A 23,000-nucleotide genomic window follows, 5' to 3' on the forward strand; every position below is an offset into this window, starting at 1 on the left:
GGTCCTCTCTTAGTTCACTAATTACCAGCCAAACATAAGTGAAAATATAATTCTGATATTTAACTAACGTTTAATTCTATTAAAAAATCATCTATTTCTTTAATAACTTCTTTCCATCCTTCTTCATTCTCTTTTTTCATTAGTCGATTAAGATAACTTAACTCTGTATCTAGTTCGCTAGGAGTATTACTATACTCTTCTTTAAGCAACTCGACTATATTTTTTATTAATTCATGTTTGTTTATCTTATCAAGCATTTCTAATACATATAATTCCCCAAAAGCAAGCTTATCTATAAACTCTTTATATTTCAAATAATCTTTAGTTATGTATTCAATAAAACTATCTAGATAACTCCTATATTCCGAAAACATTCCTTCCCATAACTTTCTGGCCTCATCAGCTCCTCTTCCTGGTCCATGTGACTGTCTGATGATGGAAAGAAAAAGTTCGAATAATTGATTAGCATTCATTCTATCTAACAGTTCTTTTTCAAGATCATTAAATAATAGTATTGCCTCATTTACTACATTGTAATCATTATCTTTAATTAACCTTATGAGTGTGTCAAAAAAGGCATTATCAATTTGTAAGATGTTCATTACCTTAACTTTTCCAACCCACTTTTTTAGTTCAGCTACTGACGAACGATCAGTACTATCTGATATTACCTTTCTAGATTTCGTTATTTTTTCAGTGAAGATTTCTAATAATACACTTATTTCATCTTCTGTTAAGCCCTCTTCAGTATATAGCTGATGTAATATCTTTACATTTTTCAAGTTTAAATCTGAGGTAATTAAAGATTTTAAGTGAGCTAAAAAACGTTGCCGATCCGTTGGGTTTAAGTAATTAACTAAGTTTGGGGAAAACCAACAAAAAATTAGTACACTATCAAATAACTGTTTATGTTCTATTATTCGACTTAGTTTATTTGATATGCTTTCTAACAGTTCTTCATTTTCTATTTTGTTAAGTAACCCCGCAAAAAAATATGCTGCGTTTTTCCATCTAGTAGATCCGTATAAAGATTCATTTTCTATGACATTTAACAGTTTTTTAGCTAACGGTGTGATCGTGTTTTTATGTAGAGTATTAATCTCTTCTTGAACTACAATTTTAACATTTTCTCTTTCATAATCAGGAAATAATCGTTCATTATCAAGTCGATCCACTATAATCCGTATATAAGCTGGCCCTAATAGTGACGGTTTAGATATAATGTTATCAAAAAAGCCTGAGAACACCATCCTAGCCTCTTCTGCTGTTGCGACAAACTCATTGGGGTGTGCGGATCGGTTCCTAAGATTCATATAGGACTTAATTGATTCCAATTCAGAAGGGGATAATATTAATTTACTTGCAGCTTGTTCGACCATATAGTTCTCATAGTTTTCTTCATTGCTAATTCTTCTCTCAATTTCGTCATCCAAATCTCGAACTTCTCTTATTGAACTAGAGAGATCCTTGATCTTTTCACGTAAGTCATGCATTCCAGCTATGGTAGATAATATAATTGCCGCTCTATATGATCCAACATTATAACAGTTTAATGCCTCTGTCATAAAATCTTTAATATGTTGTTTCTTAATTGATAACACAAGTTCTTCTAAATCTCTTAGCATTAATTATTTCACTTCCTTCCCACCTTTTGAAATTATACCAAATATTTGAAATCAGAAAAACATATTTAATAAATCTAGTAAGGTCTAACCTCTATTTCAATCCACTTTCCCCTAACAACTTTATATTCAAACCAATAAAACCCGCGCCTCTCTCCAAAAAAATTGCTGCGCAGGATTTAGTCTACTACGTAATAAAAGTTACTACACAATCTAGCTTATTTGCTTATCAAATATCAATAGTTAATAATACGTAACCGTAAAATGTGTTTTACTCTTCAAGTCTAAATATGAACACATACAAAACCATTATTAATAAAGAATTTAAGGGAAGTTCTTGTGTAAAAAATGTGTAAAATGATTTCAAAGCCCACCTTTTTCATCCTTTTCCCTACAAAATAAAAAAAACACACAAACATTGATAAAATCAAATGTGTGTGTAATCGTTTCTTAATTTAACTCGTTTTTACTTAATGATACGGATTGTCAGTGTCGAAACTTATGTTTAATATTATATATTGCCCGGTTTCTTCCTGTAATGCCTTCAAATACTTTTTCATTACAAAAGGGTTGTTTCTAGTGCATCACTCAACATTGAGTCGAAGCTATCAAATAACTGAATTAAGGTTCCTGAGGGTTTATCAAGTTCTACATATACACCATCTTTTAAGTCATAACTATACCATGCTGTATCAGAGTCCCCAAAAAATATATATTGCTTTTGCCAATCATTTTCATTCCAAAGCTCGTTTGTCTCGATAAACCCATGGATGTCTTCATCTACTTCCTTATCAAGTAGAACTTCATCAACACCGTAGATAACTAATCCATTAAAGTCTAATCCATTTACTTTTTTTAGAAATTCAATATATGACTCAGGTAATACAATATTTCCTAATTTCTGTTGAATAGTATGCTTCATTTTTATAAGTTCCGTATCTAATGCTGGATTTCTAAGCAAACTTCCATATTTCGCTTCAATTTTTTCTATTTCTATCAAAAAGTCTTTCCACTGGGACATATCTACTCTTCCCTTCTTTTTAGAGGTTTTGGTGGGTAAACCTCATCCTCAAATATTGGCCAATTAATATTTTACTTTGTCTAGAGGCTAATCTTTTGTTAGAGAGTTTTGTTCATTGGTAACCGCTTTATGATAAGGGTCATTCTTTATCAATACCAAGTTAGTGAAATCGTTTGTACCACCATCATCTAAAGGTAAATTATAATGCACTTGCCATCCTTAGGGTTAGATCCATCTTTCATTCTAGCAATATCATCTTCACCTAAACTAGCTTTTCTAAGATATTCAAAATATAGTCTCAATCTATCTAATATCATTTTTCTGTTATACTCGTCTAGAAATACTTCGTTCAACACTATTTACTTATAACTGCATACAATGACAAAATTAACATGATCTTTTGTCTCAATAGTTAGTACATGAGCTTTATCAAAGGACTTGTCAAGAACCAAGTTCCGATTCTGTATAATCGGTGTTTTTAGCGCACGAACAATTGGCTTTGCTCCACTTGCTAGAATTCTAGCTCATGAGTTCTCGATTCTCAAACATACTATTTTTTGTTTAATCCCACTCCAAAATCCTTATTCTTTTTATTTACTCTTACTTCTCGTGTGCAAATATAAATCAAGTAGTTGTTTTATTAAACGTCACTTAACCCTTCTTGTATGTTTGTTTATTACCAAAGTTTAAAACATAAAAACCCTTGAAAGGCATATTACCAATCAAGGGTTATAGAGAATTTAACTTACCAGATTGCACTAATAGTTCATTATTATTTACTGTTGTTTTACCAGACAACATTTCCTTTTGGTTTCAATTTGAACAGACGAAAGGTGGGCCAACATTTCTTGTAAGCCCATCTTTTCAATTTCTAACAAGCCTGTTTAATTTCGTAAGTTATTGGCTTGTTACCAATAATAGTACTTCGTATGTTAAAAATGTCATCTCACCTAATTATCATACTTATTTTCATAACAACATATTGTTATACGACCCCATGCTGTTAAGACCTACATGAGTATTTGATTCGTTAATCCAAGTTATCAATTGCCTCTTGAAAGCTATCTTGTAAATATTCATCAAAAGTTGTATATCTAGTTACTTCTCTTTTGCTTATATCATCCCACCGAACAACATTAGAATCCCCTACTGTGTTTAAGCAGTAAACAAACTCATTTCTGTGGGGCAGTTCAGTTATTATCCCTAAGGTTAAAAACTAAGCCTGTGTTAGGGTTGTAATAAAACAATTATCTATTGAAACTCTTTTAAAAAAATCCAATGCATCTTGAGTTACAACTAACTCACCTTTTGGAGATAAGCAAAAATGATTTCCTGACCAATTTTTGAAGTTATCTCCTTCTACTTCAATTTTACCAAGTGGAATAAATCTACTGAATTCAGGAATATTTTTATTTGGATACATTTCTTTAAAATCATCAGACGTTGTAATCAAACACTTTTCTAATTTGTAATCACTAAAATCACTATTCTCTAACTCTGTTCCAAGATTACTTGACACAATAAAGGCTGGTGTTGACTCTAAAAGGTCATCTCCTAGCCACCCTTCAAACTCATAGTGTAAGTATTTTACCTTTCCTGATATACCCTCTATTGCAATATCTTCTTCTGTTCCATAAATGGTATGTTCACCATGACCACCTGATACTTCAGGTTCTAAAAAATATAATTTCATTAGTTACTTCCTCCCTACTACAAACTTACCTTTTCACTGGTGGATTAAAATTATCACCATATTTCTTATCTAACTCAATCATATAATATATTACTTCTTCTTTTGTAGGATTTTGGTTATTTCTATAAAATCTATTCCAATCTCTTCTTATTTTGGATAAATGTATATCACTGTTTATTTCTTTTGGTATCCCTCTCAGATTTTCTAAAGCATGAATTTCCTCAAGTGAGAATAACTCTGGGTGTCTTTTTAAAATTTGTTGCTCTATAGCATGATGAACTACGACACTCCCTTTAAGGTCAGGATATTCATTAAAGAATGTCTTTTTATAGTCCTTAATATTTTTGCCTTTTTCTATCCCCTTATCAACACCACTAAAAGAAAACTTCGACAAAACCCTATCCAAGACCTTCTTAACCGCTTCAGTATCGAACACATTAAACGGGATCTTTAAGCCTGCACCATTTAAACTATAAGCCAATTTGTTACTATCATTCATTTCATTCAACAATACGTGAATGCCACCTCTTACCTCACCAATAACATAATTCACATATGTTTTTGTCTTCGTCGTAGTTAGTTCATGTGCTTTATCAACTGTCTTCTCAAGTACAAGATTCCTATCTTGTAAACTCGGGGTTTTAGGTCCACGAACAATCGGCTTCGCTCCACCTGCTAGAATACTAGCTAACCCTATACTACTCAACCAGTGCTCTTTTGAAAAGCTTTCTTCTGGGTTTATCGCTCCATTTCCTAGGTCAAGAGTTCCCATGCTTATGTAATTCACAAAGTCATAGGGGGAATTCATCGCGACATGGGCTCTGTCTTCCATCCCTTGATACATAGATTTAGCTGTGTCGAAAGATCCTATAGTTAGGTAATTTCCAAAGTCGTATACTGAATCAAATTTCTTTTCGTTCCGAGCTTCTAGGCCATCCCAAAAGTCGTTTCTAATTTCTTTGAAGCTATGTATCGTTTTTTCAATCGGGTTTAATTTTGCAAATTCTGCTTTTTCCCTTTCTCTAGCTTCGATCTCAGCTTCTATTTCTGCTTGTTGTTTTCGGACCTCTTCTTGGTTCTTTTTGTATGCTAGATAATTGATTGTTTGTCGTTCAGCTTGCGCTTTTAATTGATACACATCACTTGCTTTATATGCTGCTGAATTGAAATGAATCGGTGAGATCGTATTACCTTGACGAGATGCTTCAATTAATTGCTGAAAAAGAGTGATGACGTATTGCTCTTCACCTTCTGATAACTTGTATTCTGATGTTAAATCTTGATCAAGCTGATTAACAGCATCAATGGTGTCTTTTCTGTCTTTATCTGCTTTTTCAATATGGTCCTCAAAGCTATTTGTTGAAAAGGCATTAAGGGGTATGAGGTCATCAATCCGGTTGAAAATCCTTTGCAGCTCATCCTGCTGGCTTGCGACCATTTCCTTTTGGTTTCTTATGTGATGTACCAGTTCATTCTCAAGAAATGGAAGGTGGATAACTGTATTCCCCGATAGATCCTTCTCGTCTGTACTTCCTTGAATCCCTTTTAAAAAAGCAATGTGTCGATCTATAAGACGAAGCCAGGCTTCTACCACATCGATTTGTCCTTGGTAAAATCCCTTGATGGCATCAGCTCCCTTGCCTTGGAACTGTTCATCTAAATTGACGATGTCATTGCATTTCCTTTTTACCTGATCAAGCTGCTGTCTTAAAAGATTATATTCTTGTAGTCTAACTTCCATTGTATGTATAAATGTTCTTGAATCTAGTACCTTCACAATTGTATTCTTCACCTCCATGTTCTCTACTTCCTTAGATGCACCAATGAAGTATAGAAACATTTTTATGTAATAAATAGTAGGATACATTTTTTCTACTATTTACCAATATCATAGATTGTAAATTTAGTACATAAATTAAACAATTTTATTAACGAAAACAGGAATATTCACCTAAGAAATGTATTTCCTACCATACAAAATTCCTATTTTGTGAAGTAACTTAGAAATTCATCCTCTATTAAAAAAAATTAAATTTAAAAAACTACATGTTTAATTCCTTTCAAGTAAATTATTGAAATCATATTAAAAAAGGTACACCATTATCGGTATACCTTGATTAAATATATTTTTGAATTAGAAGCTAACTTCCTTCTTAATATTCTCTTCTCTAACCAATTTGTTTACCAATTGATCAATTTTTCAATTTCCGGAAGCAAAGGGACGGTTCATAACCCATACTTCCTCATTTTAAGATACAGCGTATTGCGACTAATCTTCAATATCCTCGCAGCTTTGCTTATATTCCATCCAGCAGATGTTAGTGCTTGGGTGATGGCCTCTTTTTCCGTCTGTCCGAGTGAAGACGGTTTTTTTTCTACAATTGCCAATTGCTGAGTTTGCTGTTCATACACATCTTCAAAGTGTAAATCATCCGCCTTAATCTCGTTTCCTACGGCAAAAAAGGAGGCTTGGATGAGGACACTTTTAAGTTCTCTGATGTTTCCTGGCCAATGATAGGCGAGGATTTTTTGCTTTGCTTTATCCGATAACGAGACTGATGAATGGTCTAATGTATTAATGAAATGCTCGGTTAATTCAAGGATGTCGGTTCTGTCTTTCAGCGGCGGGAGGGTAATGAAAATCCCTTTAAGGCGGTAGTACAAGTCCTCTCGAAAGCGTCCTGCTTTAATTTCTTCACGTAAGTTTTTGTTTGTAGCCGCAATAACCCTTGTGTTAATCTTGATGACTTTGACACCGCCGACTCGTGTAACAATACTTTCTTGTAAGACACGGAGTAAAGCCGCTTGGGCCTTTAAGGACATATCGCCAATTTCGTCGAGAAAGATGGTTCCACCGTTTGCTGCTTCAAATTTACCTGGAGATCCTTTGTAATTCGCCCCTGTAAATGCCCCCTTTTCGTAGCCAAATAATTCACTTTCGATAAGATTTTCTGGGATCGCGCTACAATTCACAGCGACAAATGGTTTCCCGAATCGTGAGCCATGGCTATGTAATGATTGTGCAATAAGTTCCTTTCCTGTTCCACTTTTCCCATAAATAATGACAGGGTAATCAAAAACAGCCGCCTTTGTTATTATGTTTCGAACCTTTTCTATTTTGGGACAAGAGCCAATGATATCTGAGGTGCTGTATAGTTTTTTTGCCGTCTCGTCCTTCTTGTTCACTTTGCTTAAAGAAACAACGGAGCTGTATACTTTTTGTGATTGATCAGAGATGACCTCAACCGAATAACCTTTTGCGACATGAAACTCATCCCCGATACAATCTTCTCCTAAGATAAAGCGGGCTGTTTGATTGGCACGAATAATCGTATTTTCACGGTCAAGGGTAAGAAGCGGAACGGTTGATAAGTTTGATGTTAGCTCAAGTTCTTTTAATGCTAACACCTTTTCTTGCTTAGTCTGATCAAGAAGTAGTCGGGTCTGTAAACTTTCGGCCATCATCGTTGTTAAGGAAATCGTAAAAGGGTGATACATCTCTTTTTTTGCACTAATATTAATCGCACCAATTAACTCGCCAGTTGGAGAATAAATAGGACTTGCTGCACAGGTAAGAAAGTGATTTTTCACGTAGAAATGGTGCTCAGCGTGCGTAATGATTGGTTTCTTTTCGTAGATGGCGAGTCCCATCGCATTGGTGCCTTTTCTTTTTTCAGACCAATTGGAACCAATTGGCAAATAATCGATTGCCTCATTACTATCCAAATGGCCTACTTTGTGAATAATGGTTCCATTCCGATCTACAATCACCGTGACGAGTCCTTGGGAGTGTATGGCAGGATAAAGGTTTTCTAAAATTAATGTTGCGTGCCGAATCATCGACTGATTTTCAGTTAATACCTCCTGTAAGGCACTACCAGTTAAAATTGAGTCATCCATAGGGTCGGAGGGTGAAAGTCCAAAGCGTTGACAGCGCTCCCAAGAACGGTCGATTATATCAACCCGCTCGACAAGGTTCTCCAGTGGCATTTGCTTGTCCCCCTTTAAATAGTAACGTTTACTCTAAGTCTATTATACTACTTGGATAAATATTTCCAAGTTTAAATGAACAACTGTCCTAAAATAGGACATTTGTTGTTCAGAAAATAAGCAGGTTTAATAACCACTCATCATAAAAATGGGCTTAAAACAAAAGTTTGGATCTTGGCACACTTCTTGCAATATGTAAAGTGTACAACCTAACATTTAACTTAAGGGGGAATTGCAAAATGAGTGGAAACAGAGCAGTCGCGTATATGAAACCAGGTAAGGTGGAAATACAGGACATAGGTTATCCTGATTTAGTGTTAAGAGATGGCCCAGGTGTTAATCCACTGAATGTTGGTCGTAAATGTAACCATGGTGTGATTTTAAAAGTTGTCACAACGAACATTTGTGGAAGCGATCAACATATGGTGCGCGGAAGAACGACAGCTCCAACCGGACTTGTTCTTGGACATGAAATTACAGGTGAAGTCATTGAAGTTGGAAGTGATGTTGAGTTCATTAAAAAAGGCGATCTCGTATCTGTGCCATTTAATATTGCTTGTGGGCGCTGTCGTAGTTGTAAAGAGCGTGACACTCATATTTGTGAAAATGTAAATCCTGATCGTCCGGGTTCAGCGTATGGCTATGTTGATATGGGCGGATGGGTCGGAGGTCAGTCTGAATATGTTATGGTTCCGTATGCTGATTTCCAGTTATTAAAATTCCCAGATAAAGATCAGGCAATGGAAAAAATAAAAGATTTAACAATGCTCTCAGATATTTTTCCAACAGGTTATCACGGTGCAGTCAGTGCAGGGGTCAAACCAGGTTCGACGGTTTATATTGCTGGAGCAGGTCCAGTTGGGTTAGCAGCAGCGCACTCAGCTCAATTACTCGGTGCGGCTGTTGTCATTGTCGGTGACCTGAACGGGGAACGGCTTCAACAAGCAAAAAGCTTTGGATGTGAAACCGTAAACCTTCGTGAATATCCGGATCTTGGTGAGCAAATCGAACAAATTTTAGGGGTTCCTGAAGTCGACTGCGCCGTTGACTGCGTGGGATTTGAAGCGTCAGGACATGGAGCAAATGCAGGGGAAGCGCCGGCAACCGTACTTAATTCAATTATGACCGTAACACGTGCTGGCGGGAGACTTGGTATTCCAGGGCTTTATGTAACAGGGGATCCTGGTGGAATTGATGAAGATGCACGAATCGGGACATTAAAGGTGCGTCTTGGCCTTGGTTGGGCAAAAGCACATACCTTTGTAACCGGGCAAACACCTGTGATGAAATACCACCGTGACTTAATGGCAGCTATTTTAAGTGGAAGAGCACAAATTGCGAAAGCCGTAAATGCAACAGTTATTTCTTTAGAAGATGCGCCAAGAGGGTACCAAGAGTTTGATCAAGGTGCAGCGAGAAAGTATGTCATTGACCCTCATGGACTTGTAAAATAGAGGAGGTCTGTCATGGAACCCCCAGTTCTGTTCAAACGATGTGTGGCTGAAAGTATTGGAACTGCCTTACTCGTACTCATTGGTGCTGGAACAGCGGCGTTTAATGGGGTCATTACAACAAGTAATAATGCGGCGACGACTCTTGCGGATATCGGCGTGATAAGTGTTGCCTTTGCGATTGTCGTCATGGCGATGATTTTTACAATTGGAAGAATCTCTGGTTGTCATATTAATCCTGCCGTTACAATTGGTTTAGCAGTCACCGGTCACTTTGCTTGGAAAGAGGTTCCCGCGTACCTCATCGCTCAGTGCGTTGGCGGTATCATCGGTGCAATGGCGATTGTTGCTGTTCTTGGAATGGAGGGTCTTCACCTTGGAGGGTTAGGTGCAACATCACTTGGTTCAAGTACAGGCTATGTACAAGGGATGGTTGTGGAAGCGATCGCAGCATTTGTACTTATGTTTGTGATTATGGGGATTGCTGTTGATCCGGACGCCCCGGGAAACTGGGCAGGGCTTGTGATTGGATTGACGGTAGGAGGACTTATCATGTTAACAGCTGGGGCAACTGGAGCTTCGTTTAACCCCGCTCGAACATTTGGTCCCTATGTGATTAATAGTTTAGCAGGTGGTAATATTAGCTGGGCACAGTTTCCCGTTTATGTGATTGGACCGATTATCGGAGCTATAGGGGGAGCCGTTGCTTATAAAGGGTTAACACCAACAAAGCAGCAGGTGGTGGGTTCTGACCCCCACTCTGTTAAAGGGTGAAGCGTTAAAGTGTTTGAGAAGTGTGAGACGGTTCGAGACTAGTGAAAAAGTACCGTTTATAATTAGTCAATTTTAGTTAAGGACAAAATTTCAAGTTCAAAACTTAAATCTAATGAATGCTATCACTTAAGGGGGAAAACCTTTGCAGTTTTCTCCTATTTATTACGATACTAAAGCTGCAATTCTTTTAATATTGACTGCTATTACAGCTAATTTTGATTGCTTAGACACACCTAATAGGCCATACTCCCTCGCACGAGATAGACCATAACCTTTTGAGCTCCGCATTTTCCCGTTCAATAGAAGCTCTTTTTTTATACTTTTCTACGAACTCCTCAGTTTTTTGGTACTTAGAAATTTCATGAATTTGTTTCGTGTTTAAGGTATTTTCTTGTGTAAAAATTGTGTAAAATGCATTAAAACCCTAACTTTTTCAGCTTTTTTCTCCCAAACCAAAAAACACTCACCAACATTGATATGCCAACATTTGTGAGTGTTTTATCTTTTTAAAATTAAATCGTTTTCATCTAAAGTTACCGTTGGTTAGAGTCTAACGATCTATGGGTGTAATAATTTCCGAGCCGTTTTGTCATCTTTCTTGATATGCAATAAGCATGGGGACGGTCTTAACGGTTTCCAAGGAAGAGCGTGAACCGTCCCCGTGCTCCTTCAGTTATAAATCTTAAGTACCTATTAGATTTATGTTTTGAACAATCTTCTGCTAAGATTTTCACTCCAACTTCACAGCTTCCCCAATCTGCATTAAAAACTAGCAAATTGCCACCCTCACCTAACCGTTACTTTAATTCTATCTCACCAAGTAATGTATCTATTACCTGATTTTTCTTTTATGTATTTATTAATTTTGCTCTCAAGTACATTATTATTCTCCAATATCTACTCCCCCTTGAAACAAATCACGGAAAGGTCCTCCATAAAATCTCTACTAAATATAATTACATCCGAGAAATTCCTTCATTCCTCATAATCAATAATGTTTGGATTAGTCTTTTGATCATTTAATGCTTGTATCCTAATACTTTTTTCAAATAAAAAACGTTTATGGTAAATTAAATTGGCACCGTATAATATTTTATTCATTGTATATGTATCAGCCAATGCACCGATGATTGCTCCAACAAAAGGAACAGCCTTTTTACCAGTTTCTTGTGTCATTTTTTTACCAAGTTGTTCTAGAAGTTTTTGAAATACCCCAGCTTCTAAACCTTCTTTTCCTGCTTCTTTAAGAGCTTTTTTGGCAGCTGCATGGGCAACTGCACGTATTTGTACATAGAGTAGCTCTGCTCCACCCTTTTGAGCCATCTGTGTATATGTTAGTTTTGATAAAGATTCCTTTAAAGACGATACATTTGCTGCTAGCATCATTTTACTAATAATGGACCCTAAATTTTTCACTTCTGAATCAAGATGTGGTGAAAGACACGTTACAGTTACACTCGACGCAAATTCTAATTCTCTAGGGTCATCCACAATATCATATCCATAGTACAGCCCAATCGCTTGTACAGATCGAAAATATATAAAAAAGGTATAGGCAAGGTTGAATGGTACACCCGCTAGACCAAAGAAACCTGTTGCTCCCCCACCTACCATTGCTGAAGGTAAATCTATAACTTTTCTTCTATTTAGGGCAACCTTCTCTATATGATAACTCCTTAACGTACATATTTCAGGATATTCCTCTATATGAAATTGTCCCTTATTTAATGATTCTACTATTTTTCTTTTGTTAAAAGTCAGTCTTGAGGAGTTTTCCTGAACAACATAAAAACCATCACCTGCTTTTTCCAATACTTTTTTTATGACTGTCAAATCACTAGCTTTCTTAATGGTATCAGCAGTAATTGTTTTCCACTTCTCAGGTGTAATTTCTGATACTTTTCCTTGAGCCTTAATTAGTTGTTTTTGTATAGGACCTGGTTCAATAAACTTTTCATAGTCCTTCGTAAGAATTTCCAACAATTTTTCTTCCTTTTTATCCAAATAAGTTATAATACCATCTTCCATAATGAATCCCCCTTTGCTAATTTTATCATTTCTTGAGTATTTTCAATACCTTGCAAAATTAATAGAATTCTTATTATATCTTTATTTCAATAAATAGATTTATTAATTTTATCAACATAATATTAGGAATATCTAGGTAGTGATCAGTCCAAGCCTCTGTTTGAAAAATGTGTAAAACAAATTCATATCCTAATTTCCCCATCCGTTTTCCACCAAAACAAAAAATACTCACAAACATTGATATACCAACATTTGTGAGTGCTTTATAATTTTTAATATTAACTCGTTTTTACTTAAAGATACCGGTGGTCGTGGTCGAACCTCATAAAGTAAAAATGTATATAATTACTCACTATTTTCCATTATTGCATTCATATACTCTTCACGAATTTTAGATAAGGACTTCCCACTATCTTTATGTATTGCAAAAACATATGTTTGAATGCTGGACCAACCGTACAGTTCTTTTAGCCATTTTTGCATGGATAGTTCAACACCATTAATAAGTACATTACCATTTTTTAATAGCTTTGCCTCTTCACTACGGTCTTTTGCAAGGATGGTGTCACCAGCTTTGACCACACCCCACTCAAGCATCGAATCAATTTTTGGTAGGTTTCTGCGTGATAGTTTTTTTCCTGTTTTCTTTAATGCAGTAGTTTTCTCTAAGAAATCAACATAATAATCATGGTAGTCATTTAACGGTAATAACTTTTCGACGTTTATATAAACATCACCATTTATTTTATAGGGAATTAGTTTATAGCAACTTATATTAACGCCATTACTATTTAACCATGCGACCGCAGAAAGTGTTTGTTCATCGAATTCAGAGGCCACTAAGATAACCTTTTGGTTCTTATTAAAATTAGCTTCGGCTCCATTTACATGTAAAAACTCTGTTAGCTTTCGATTTCCTAATTCCGTACTTGTCAAAGATTTATTTTCGAATTCAGTACGGTATTTTTCTATATAAGGTGCATAGATTTTGTTTACAAGATCTTCAGGATCTTCAATCGTTGCATAACTGGCTGCATATCGTATAGCTTGAAATTCAAATGCTTCTTTACGTGATTCGATATTTTTACGGTCTCTTTTGATTTCAATTAAAACGATATTCCCGTTGTTATCGACTGCAGTAAGATCACTTCTACCATGGTGGGCATTTCTAACCTGTCGACCTACAATTAACATTGATTCTTCTTCATCACATACCATGTCGATATTGCATCTTAATAATTCTTCAATATCGTTTTCCAGCATTTGTAGTTCTGAAAAAGTGACTGCATCAACTTTTATGGCTTTGTTTTCTTGAATGTTGTACATGATATAGAAACCTCGCATTTAGATAATAAGTAATCATAAATAACCATGAATAAATAAAATGAAAAGTTGTGTAACGAAAAGTAATATCTAATTGTTACGAAACAGGGCAATAGAGTTTATGATGATTGTTTTTCCACGATTTTTAAACATAGCTTGATTGCTTTTGCAACAGTGTTCTTTTTTCTCCTTTCATTCATTCTCTCTTCGGTTATCTATCTTTATACTCCTTTAAAAAGGGATCAATAAATTCAATTTAATATATTGCTTTAGAATAAAATTAGATATACTTATATGGATTACAAACAATGGTGGACTTTAAATACATCATGGAAATCAGTAAAGTTTCATTCATATCGTCCAAAGCTTAAATATCTCATAAAAAAACACCAGTTGCCTAAAAGATATCATGTGCTTAATTATATTTTTAAACCATCAAGCCTGTTTAATTCGTAAGTTATTGGCGTGTTATCAGTAATAAATTGGAAATCTCATTCACTCATTCCCCTACTTGTCTAGATACTCGAATATATCCGATAACTTTCATGATATTACCCCCTTCGTTACGACAGGGCTTCGTCCAAATACAATAAGCCATTTTTGTTCAGAAAATGTGGACAGGGTTTAACGTACTATATAATTTGTTAAAACATCATATAGGGCATATAATAAGGTTTATCGTAAATAATAAGTGGCACTAGGTAGTAGGTAGCCCCTCAAAAAAAACCTTGGAAGGCACTTTGCCAATCAAGGTTTTAACACAATCACATTATATTTTAGGAATATCAACATCTTCGCCTAGGGATTTACTAATAAGAATATCATGAAGGTTTGGGTTATTCTTTTTCAACTTATACTTTTGAATTTTTGTTAATTCTGGGTCAAAGGAAATACACTGAGATTTAAATTCTAAGTTTATAAGTTTATTATAAATCTTACTCAAAAAATCTTCCCATTCCTCTAATGAAGAACTTGAAAATTCATCTGAATTTTCTAACAAACGATAGCCGTCTGCATAATAAAACATTAGTAAACCCGTCCCTAAATCACAAGCCTCATTTTCTAAAATAACTGTTGGTACATCAAATCCACTATTCCAATTATAATTTGCTGCAAAAAATGGAGTATTAGTGGGTTGTCTACATTACTCAACTGACTGATTATACTATTTTTATTATAAAGCAACTCTTCCAGAAAACTAATCTCTGTGTTATCCATCAACTAAAGCTATTCTCCATACTTATCAAGCGTATTCTTACTCATAATTTGTAGCAGTAATAAAATCAAAAGCGCCAGCTGAAGTAATCTCTTTTATATATTCAAAGTTATATATTAGAATTACTGCATTATATGATTTATTTAAATCTATATTTTTCTTAATTTTTGGGATGATAATTTCTTCATACGAACACTCATCTAATAATGTGGAAATATCACTACTACTATTCTTATAGACCGCTTTTTCTATAGTATCTTCATCTGTTTCATCCATATCAATATTAAAATCTATAAAAAATTTGGAAGGGACAGACTCGCCATCCTCATCATACATTAAATCTACATACTCTCCTATAGAGTCCTCTTCTTTAATATTACCTAACCAAATAGAAACCCATCCTTGTTTTTCCATTATAGTATCCTCCTACTTTAATCTAAGACCTTCTGGTAAAGACGAAACATAATTCATTTGCTAGAAAACTAATTTATTTAGCTAATAAATGAATGCATCCCTTGTAAAAGTATCTGCATAATCTTCAATTGTCATTTCTTGCAATGACTCAATTGGGAATCGCTGAATAAATTGTTGGCGTTTTTCTTCGGAGCTTCTTATGTATTCTTCATCCAGTGTGTATTTTTTTGCTGCTTCTATGTTTCTAATGACATTTTAACACCGTCCATTCTTCTTAGTTTACATAATAATACTCTAGTAAACTAGTTTGAGATTTATATAATTGCTTTAGTTATCTTCTTTTTTATTATGCAAATAAGCTATACAAAATTGGTACACCTTAGTTTTTGTATAGATTCCCCATGTTATTTGCAATATGTTTTTTCGACTAATGATTTGATAGTAATTCACTACGTTTATTAATCCAGTTATTCAATAGGGAATACCTCAAGGCTTTTTTTGCTGGTGACCAAGTGATACGAATATGTTGTTTGGAATAATCATTAGAAAAGCTAACCTATTTAGAAGTGTCAGTCCATTAATCCTTCATCAACATAAACCTCCATACCTTCCTCTTCCAGACAATCACCAAAGTACTTAACTTCTTTCTTATAATCCCAATTGATAATATTTAAATCTTTTTCATTAGCTTCATACACTGCAATTACAGATCCATTAGCATAAAGCTTTATAAAGTCCTCATCATCTCCACTTTCACCATTAAATTGAGCTTCAACACTGAATAGTTTCCCTTTTACTAGTTCTTTGTTAGCTTTTAATGCCTTAGTTAGTAAGTCTTTTATTTCATTCAATTGAATAACCCCCATAACTTTATAATTTGTTATACTTTTTCATTTAATTTGTACCATATTTAACTTATTAATACATATTTTATAATTTATTTGATAACCCTTTGATGTTCATAACAGTATATTTCACCGTTGAACCTCTTCTTATTTGTTAAGCAATATTCATTTACTTTTTTACTAACAACAGTTCCACATACTTTGCATTTTTCTTTTTCTTGCTCTTTCTTTTCATCATTGGAGTTTCCATTACTTGTACTTCCTTTAAGAATTTGAACATGCCTCTCTCTGACCTCTTGATCTACTAAGTTAACTTGATTTATCAGTAAGTACATCTTCTCTATTTCATTTTCAGAATAAACTGGTGATCCTTTTAGAAGCTTAAGGACGTTCAGCTTTCTAGTAATGAACTCAGATAATTCAATATCATAAACAATTAAGTCATTTGATTGGATATTTCTTAGTTCAAAATCTACTTTGAATGTGCATCGTTTAGTGAAAGATACGCTGGATACAATATTAGAACTTTCTATAGGTACTATAGCTTTTAATAATGAGATATGACCATAGTTCTGATGAAATGGATTAAGCATACTAAACTTACCATTAACAGACCATGTCTTTCTATCTCTTCCACCATAGATTGTTTCTTGAAAGTTCTTTGTTTCAATAACAAAAACAGCAAATGGTGTTCATACAACATGATCTATTTGAGTGTAACCCGATTTTGATTTTGGATTGGAGATTAATAAAATTTAAATTGTTTTTTCATTTAATCCATTAATCTAGTATCCGTTGTAAATGAAAATATCAAATAAAAACACAAAAAAGACAGATGAATCATCTGCCCTTCTGGGAAAGAAACTGAAGAAATATGTAATTTACTTCTTCGTAATCTCTAAAAAGGCTTTTATATATTTTCTTGTCTGATAATAAACTTTTGTTTATGTATAACAACTCTTTAATTTTACCTTCGTATGCTTCTTTCACAATTTGTGACTTAGCCTTTACATCAGCTTTTGATTCACATTAGTTGTTTAGCAGAAACTAAAAAAGACTGTTCGGTGCTGGCACACCAAACAGTCACACAATAGCTAAGTTCCCTTCAAAGGGATCAGATTTGTTGATAAAAAATTTACCCTATTCCGCTGCAATACTCAAGGCTGGGTGATTATTGTATCTAAACGATATGATGCACAACAACAAACTTGAAATACGATCATAAGTATTAACGTTTGAAAAACTGTCATTATAAGCATCACCCCTTTCTTACTGGGGTAACGCTGAAAACCTTACCTATTTTCGAATAAAATTATACCACGATTCAGAACTGGTGTTCTGTTTCAATTTCATTTTTAAAAAAATAGTGAAAAAGTCTTTATTCTACATCCTTGTTCATGACCTCTTGCTCGACACTCACTTCTTCCATGTTCTCTAAGATCCGCTTTGCCATAAGTTTATATCCTGTAGTGTTTGGGTGGAAATAATCATCAGCTAATAACTCTATGTCAGAATCACTAAATAAATCAGAAGTTGGAATATATTCCACATTTTCAAATTCTTCAGTAACGAGTTTACTCGATTCATTCCAATCTTCAACAATCGTTTGTAATTCTTCAAGATCAGCAAAATAACGATCGAATGGTTGGAAGAAGTGTATCCCTCATTAAAAAGAACCTTGAAAAGCATTAGCTAATCATGGTAAATACATACTTAAAGAACAGAGTTTCTTCTTATATCAAATATATCTATTTCCTTTTGCTCGAACAAATCTTCAAGTGCTTTTCTACCTTCTTTCTCAGCATACAAGAACTCTTTTGTTGAAATAGGAACTGCAAGTAACCATGTAACTTTTTTATTAGGGAAATCTATGGTCTTAAGTTTTTCCCATAAAAAAGGTGACGTAAATAGTACATGTTCCATCTCACTTTCTGGATAGTACATTTTCACTACTCCCTTGAATATTTCACCATGAGAAATAGATAACTTTGTATTTATTATATTGAAGGCACATGTAGATAGTATATTAGGAAAAAATTCAAATCTTGTTGCACTAGCTCCTACAATTTCTATTCTTAAAGGCTTTTCATCGACTGAGTATCCAATTGAATAATCAGATAACCCAATAGTAGAGTAAGATGTAACACCATCATAAGGTCTATCCGTTGTCGCTAATATATCAATATTACTAACATTATTATTGTCCCAATACTTAGATACATTAGGCTTTCCTCCGAATACTTCTAAAGCTGTTCTTGCTATAATTTTATTCTCTTTCGTAATTGTCATAGTAAACCTCCCAAAATGATAACCGATTTTTAATCTCCAAAATAATCATCTGTTAAATCTTCTCCTTTATGACTCCTATTGGAGGATGGTAATTCTGGGATATAATGGTCTGGATTATTATGTTCATCCAAAAATTCTCTCCTCGTGATACCTCTTTCCATAGCACTTTGTTGGTGCTTTCTAAATTCATAACCTGGTTTGTGTCCCATATCCCAAGGCTCATCTTTATTCATAATTGTCTCTGTAAGTGGGTCTCTGACATTTCCATCTATATTTTTAGCTTTTTCCCAGACTTCATCTCTAACACCTTTTCTAAATCCAGTAGGTCTACTATACGTCTTATCAACTTTACCTTTACCCTTACCAACACCACTCCAAGAAAACTTCGACAAAACCCTATCCAAAACCTTCTTAACCGCTTCGGTATCCAACACATTAAACGGGATCTTTAAGCCTTCACCATTTAAACTATAAGCCAATTTGTTATTATCATTCATTTCATTCAACAATACGTGAATGCCGCCTTTTACTTCACCAATGACATAATTGACATGTGATTTTGTCTTTGTAGTAAGTTCATGTGCTTTATCAACTGTCTTCTCAAGAACCAAGTTCCGATCCTGTAAACTCGGTGTTTTAGACGCACGCACAATTGGCTTCGCTCCACCTGCTAGAATACTAGCTAACCCTATACTACTCAACCAGTGCTCTTTTGAAAAGCTTTCTTCTGGGTTTATCGCTCCATTTCCTAGGTCAAGCGTTCCCATGCTTATGTAATTCACAAAATCATACGGGGAATTCATCGCGACATGGGCTCTGTCTTCCATCCCTTGATACATTGTTTTAGCTGTGTCGAAAGATCTTATAGTTAGGTAATTTCCGAAGTCGTATACTGAATCAAATTTCTTTTCGTTCCGATCTTCTAGGCCATCCCAAAAGTCGTTTCCGATTTCTTTGAAGCTATGTACCGTTTTTTCAATGGGGTTTAATTTCGCAAATTCTGCTTTTTCCCTATTTCTAGCTGCGATCTCTGCTGCGATCTCTGCTTCGATTTCAGCTTGTTGTTTTCGAACCTCTTCTTGATTTTGTTTGTATGCTAGATAATCGATTGTTTGTTGTTCAGTCTGTGCTTTTAATTGATAGACATCACTAGCTTTATAGGCTGCTGAGTTGAAATGGATCGGTGAGATTGTATTGCCTTGGCGTGATACTTCGATTAATTGTTGAAAAAGTGCGACCACATATTGCTCATCACCTTCTGATAAAGTGTATTCTGATTTTAATTCTTGATCAAACTGATTGACGGCATCGATGGTATCTTTTCGGTCTATATCTGCTTTTTCAATATGGTTCTCAAAACTATCCGTTGAAAAAGCGTTAAGGGAAATGAGGTCATCAATTCTGTTGAAAATCCTTTGCAACTCATCCTGCTGGCTTGCAACCATTTCCTTTTGGTTTCGTATGTGATGTACTAGTTCATCCTCAAGTAATGGAAGATGAATAACTGTATTGTCCGATAGATCCTTCTCTTCCGTACTTCCTTGAATTCCATTTAAAAAAGCGATTTGTCTATCGATCAGGCGAAGCCATGCTTCTACAACATCGATTTGCGCTTGGTAAAAGCTCTTGATCGCATCAGCTCCTTTGCCTTTGAACTGATCATCTAGATTTACGATGGCATTGCATTTTCGTTTTACCTGTTCAAGCTGTTCTCTTAAATAATTGTATTCTTGTAATCTACCTTCCATTGTATGTATGAATGGTTTTGTATCCAATACCTTCAAATCGTCCTCTGCACCTCCTTATTTTTCCTACCGGCAAGTAATGAGACGATATCATGCAATAATGAAGTTACTATTAATCGTTGCGCATCTCCCACTATTTACCAATATCATAGTTTGTGAATTTAGTACATCATTTTAATGAAACATTTTACAAAAACGGGAATATTAACCTACCGCAAAGCAATTCCAATGGGATAAAAACACTGTTTTATTATTAAAACAAAAAAGTCAGTAGCTCTCAATATTATATGCGTTCTACCTTAGATTGTTTTTACGGACCTTTAAATGCCTCATCTTTACAAGGATTTATTAATAATCACTAGATTTGAATTACAATCGGATGTATTTGTTGAAGTTTAAAGCCTTATACGAAGTGGCATAGATATAAGAAGTCTAATTTTTAATAAAAAGCATATCTAACGAAAAGTCTTCATAAGTAAATATAAGTGCATTTAAACAAGGAGTGGTTATACATGAGGAAGTTCGAAAAAGATCCACCTGAAGCTAAAGAAGAAGATTATATAAATCTCATGCTGAAGCATGATAAAAAAATAGAAAAAGCAGTAAAAAAATTGAATGAATCTTTCAAAGCAGCAGAAAATAAATTTAAATAAAAAGCAGTTAGATAACTACTTAAAATGCTCAGATTGTTTAGAAAATACGTGTTTTTCAAACAACTTAATTTACCTTATGAGGATTTCTAAAAAAAGATCGCCCATTCACCTAATCTAACTTGGCTAGGTGAGTGGCGATCTTTTTCATATTCTGAACAGCCTGAGCAGTTATTTAACTACTAACTGCTTTTTTTGCTATATTTTCAGCTTTTTCTAAAGCTTCATTCAAACCTTTAAAGCCATCTTTTAGTAACTCTTCACTTTCAGAAAAAACTCGCTCATAGTAGTTTTTCGGGGACGATTTAACTTCAATGACTGTTCCATCATAAGTTTTAATATCATACTTACCCATTATTAACTTCCCCCTTTTTGGATTGTAGCAGTACTCCATTTACATACAGCATATTAAGATATTGCCTTAACAGAAAATGCATCTCTTTTAATTTAATTTTAGCATTTTCGTTGTTTAATTCCAATTGTTTCATCAATTCAGCATCCAAAACAACAGCTATTATAAATTCCCTGGTGTCTACCGTTAAACGAAAAGAAGCAAATTTCTTACCACTATGAAAATACCTATTAGGATCATAGGCAGCTATTAACCTAGAATCTTTACATTTATCAATATTTAAAGATTGCGGCTTATGTACCGTCTTTTCATAAGATACTTGCACATTGTACGAATCTACATATTCTAAATACTTACTGTGAACTTCATAAATAATATGCCCTTCTGGGAAAGAAACTGAAGAAATATGTAATCTACTTTCTTCGTAATCCTTAAAAAGGTTTTTGTATATTTTCAAGTCTGATAATAAACTTTTGTTTATGTATAACAACTCTTTAATTTTACCATCGTATGCATCTTTCACAATTTGTGACTTAGCCTTTACATCAGCTATTGATTCACGATACTCTTCATCATTTTTATCTTTTTCACCTCTAACCTTATCCAATTTTTCGCTTAAGGCAAGAATGTCTTTCATACTAGTTTGCTCGATTATATCTTCTAACTCTTTAAATAAAAACTTATCAGCATCTTCTACAATATCTTTTAAAGCAAGATATTCTCTTGGCTTATCCGATTTATAACCATGAATGTTGTGGTAGTCCTTCTTCTCTATATCCGCTAGATCTTTAGATAATGATAGTTTAAACCAGTAATTATAAATAATAATAAGTAATAATAGTAAACTCAAAACCCCCACCAATTTCCAATGATTAAACGAAGTAATTAAATTGGAAATCTCACCACTCATTCCCCTACCAGTTATAAAATCAATTACACCAAATACTGCAATTATTAGTAATGCGTAACCTCTCCATTTTGTACCCTTATCTAGAAGCTCAAAAAACTTTTTCCACTTCTTTTTTTTTCATGCGATCTTTTAATGACACGTCCTCCGTCGTTTCTTTTAATCTCCTTAATTCTTTAATTAATTCATCTAGACCTTCTGACATCTTTACAATTTGCTTAATTGTCTTCATTAAATTTTGATCCAAACTGGGTATCTCTCCTTAAAATTGATGTCTAAGTCTATTATAGAGAATTTCACCGCTAATGTTTATCCATTTTTGACAAATTTAAACAGAGATATTAGGCCTATTAATCTTTATTACTGGGTATAAACTTATAAGTTATACTATGAGAAAGGGAAACCAAGTTAGTTGTAATTAGTAGAAACTAAAAAAGACTGTTCTTGAACACCAAACAGTAATACATTAGCATGTTTTTCAGAAGTAAGAGATGCTGGTGCAGCTCAAAATAGAAAGGGAGAGCCTGGCTATAGTAGTAAATAGGATCGTGATGGAGATGGTATTGCTTATGATCTATAAAAAATGACAGGATTTGGGTTGCATTCATACAAAAATAGGTATACCTATAACAGTTTTATGCCATAACCTCCTCCTTAATACTCTCTTCTCTAACCAATTT

19 protein-coding genes and 5 pseudogenes are annotated in these 23,000 nt (G+C 34.3%); 3 read left to right on the forward strand and 21 right to left on the reverse strand.

Annotation, left to right across the window (positions count from 1 at the left end; all coding sequences use genetic code 11):
- Positions 1–59 precede the first annotated feature (59 nt).
- From I7822_RS05530 to I7822_RS05550, 6 genes are all read right to left on the reverse strand, one after another.
- Positions 60–1,625, reverse strand: a complete 1,566-nt coding sequence (locus I7822_RS05530; protein WP_207975885.1) for a hypothetical protein — start codon at positions 1,623–1,625, stop codon at positions 60–62.
- 556 nt (positions 1,626–2,181) lie between these two features.
- Positions 2,182–2,643, reverse strand: coding sequence for a YrhA family protein (locus tag I7822_RS05535; RefSeq protein ID WP_207975887.1), 462 nt, complete (start codon positions 2,641–2,643; stop codon positions 2,182–2,184).
- A 1,030-nt stretch (positions 2,644–3,673) separates the two neighbouring features.
- Positions 3,674–3,844 carry an SMI1/KNR4 family protein gene (locus I7822_RS29755; RefSeq protein WP_307847694.1) on the reverse strand — a complete coding sequence of 57 codons (171 nt, stop codon included), beginning with the start codon at positions 3,842–3,844 and terminating at the stop codon, positions 3,674–3,676.
- A gap of 15 nt (positions 3,845–3,859) precedes the next feature.
- Positions 3,860–4,336, reverse strand: coding sequence for a hypothetical protein (locus tag I7822_RS05540; protein ID WP_207975889.1), 477 nt, complete (start codon positions 4,334–4,336; stop codon positions 3,860–3,862).
- A gap of 25 nt (positions 4,337–4,361) precedes the next feature.
- Positions 4,362–6,134, reverse strand: coding sequence for a ribonuclease YeeF family protein (locus tag I7822_RS05545; RefSeq protein ID WP_207975890.1), 1,773 nt, complete (start codon positions 6,132–6,134; stop codon positions 4,362–4,364).
- Between the two features lie 428 nt (positions 6,135–6,562).
- Positions 6,563–8,107: a sigma-54-dependent Fis family transcriptional regulator gene (locus I7822_RS05550; protein ID WP_307847684.1), complete on the reverse strand. Its 1,545-nt coding sequence runs from the start codon at positions 8,105–8,107 to the stop codon at positions 6,563–6,565.
- A gap of 458 nt (positions 8,108–8,565) precedes the next feature.
- Between I7822_RS05550 and fdhA the strand changes: the two genes are divergently transcribed.
- Both fdhA and I7822_RS05560 read left to right on the forward strand, forming a co-directional pair.
- Positions 8,566–9,780, forward strand: a complete 1,215-nt coding sequence (fdhA, locus tag I7822_RS05555; protein WP_185653314.1) for a formaldehyde dehydrogenase, glutathione-independent — start codon at positions 8,566–8,568, stop codon at positions 9,778–9,780.
- 12 nt (positions 9,781–9,792) lie between these two features.
- Entirely contained in the window at positions 9,793–10,551 is a 759-nt protein-coding gene (locus tag I7822_RS05560; RefSeq protein WP_207975894.1) for an MIP/aquaporin family protein, read from the forward strand.
- Positions 10,552–10,716: 165 nt separating this feature from the next.
- Here I7822_RS05560 and I7822_RS05565 read toward each other — a convergent pair.
- From I7822_RS05565 to I7822_RS30590, 12 genes and pseudogenes are all read right to left on the reverse strand, one after another.
- A pseudogene (locus I7822_RS05565) lies at positions 10,717–10,915 on the reverse strand (transposase); the annotation flags it as partial.
- A 611-nt stretch (positions 10,916–11,526) separates the two neighbouring features.
- Positions 11,527–12,579, reverse strand: coding sequence for an EcsC family protein (locus tag I7822_RS05570; protein WP_207975896.1), 1,053 nt, complete (start codon positions 12,577–12,579; stop codon positions 11,527–11,529).
- A 73-nt stretch (positions 12,580–12,652) separates the two neighbouring features.
- On the reverse strand, positions 12,653–12,781 hold the full coding sequence (locus tag I7822_RS30160) for a hypothetical protein (RefSeq protein ID WP_279381918.1): 129 nt from the start codon (positions 12,779–12,781) through the stop codon (positions 12,653–12,655).
- A gap of 143 nt (positions 12,782–12,924) precedes the next feature.
- Complete coding sequence (locus I7822_RS05575; RefSeq protein ID WP_207975898.1) at positions 12,925–13,905, reverse strand: hypothetical protein; 981 nt, start codon at positions 13,903–13,905, stop codon at positions 12,925–12,927.
- Between the two features lie 766 nt (positions 13,906–14,671).
- Positions 14,672–15,120 (reverse strand): annotated as a pseudogene (locus I7822_RS30410) (DUF4274 domain-containing protein).
- A gap of 37 nt (positions 15,121–15,157) precedes the next feature.
- Positions 15,158–15,532, reverse strand: coding sequence for an immunity 22 family protein (locus tag I7822_RS05585; RefSeq protein WP_207975900.1), 375 nt, complete (start codon positions 15,530–15,532; stop codon positions 15,158–15,160).
- Between the two features lie 569 nt (positions 15,533–16,101).
- Complete coding sequence (locus I7822_RS05590) at positions 16,102–16,383, reverse strand: hypothetical protein (RefSeq protein WP_207975902.1); 282 nt, start codon at positions 16,381–16,383, stop codon at positions 16,102–16,104.
- Between the two features lie 86 nt (positions 16,384–16,469).
- A pseudogene (locus tag I7822_RS05595) lies at positions 16,470–17,057 on the reverse strand (nuclease-related domain-containing protein); the annotation flags it as partial.
- A gap of 698 nt (positions 17,058–17,755) precedes the next feature.
- Positions 17,756–17,926, reverse strand: a complete 171-nt coding sequence (locus tag I7822_RS05600) for a hypothetical protein (protein WP_207975903.1) — start codon at positions 17,924–17,926, stop codon at positions 17,756–17,758.
- Positions 17,927–18,090: 164 nt separating this feature from the next.
- Positions 18,091–18,666, reverse strand: coding sequence for a suppressor of fused domain protein (locus I7822_RS05605; protein WP_207975905.1), 576 nt, complete (start codon positions 18,664–18,666; stop codon positions 18,091–18,093).
- 29 nt (positions 18,667–18,695) lie between these two features.
- Positions 18,696–19,022 (reverse strand): annotated as a pseudogene (locus I7822_RS30585) (HNH/ENDO VII family nuclease); the annotation flags it as partial.
- A gap of 840 nt (positions 19,023–19,862) precedes the next feature.
- Positions 19,863–20,450, reverse strand: a pseudogene (locus I7822_RS30590) (T7SS effector LXG polymorphic toxin); the annotation flags it as partial.
- A 473-nt stretch (positions 20,451–20,923) separates the two neighbouring features.
- On the opposite strand from I7822_RS30590, the gene I7822_RS05615 reads away from it, so the two are divergent.
- Positions 20,924–21,064, forward strand: coding sequence for a hypothetical protein (locus tag I7822_RS05615; protein WP_207975909.1), 141 nt, complete (start codon positions 20,924–20,926; stop codon positions 21,062–21,064).
- Positions 21,065–21,236: 172 nt separating this feature from the next.
- On the opposite strand, the gene I7822_RS05620 is transcribed toward I7822_RS05615, so the two are convergent.
- From I7822_RS05620 to I7822_RS05630, 3 genes are all read right to left on the reverse strand, one after another.
- Positions 21,237–21,416, reverse strand: coding sequence for a hypothetical protein (locus I7822_RS05620; RefSeq protein WP_207975911.1), 180 nt, complete (start codon positions 21,414–21,416; stop codon positions 21,237–21,239).
- Entirely contained in the window at positions 21,409–22,323 is a 915-nt protein-coding gene (locus tag I7822_RS05625; protein WP_207975913.1) for a BAR domain-containing protein, read from the reverse strand. Before I7822_RS05625 ends, I7822_RS05620 begins: the two co-directional genes overlap by 8 nt.
- Positions 22,324–22,411: 88 nt before the next feature.
- The gene (locus I7822_RS05630; RefSeq protein WP_207975915.1) at positions 22,412–22,567 is read right to left on the reverse strand and encodes a hypothetical protein; all 156 of its coding nucleotides are present in this window, start codon (positions 22,565–22,567) and stop codon (positions 22,412–22,414) included.
- Between the last annotated feature and the right edge of the window lie 433 nt (positions 22,568–23,000).

The organism is Metabacillus bambusae (assembly GCF_017497975.1).
Taxonomy (GTDB): Bacteria; Bacillota; Bacilli; order Bacillales; family Bacillaceae; genus Metabacillus; species Metabacillus bambusae.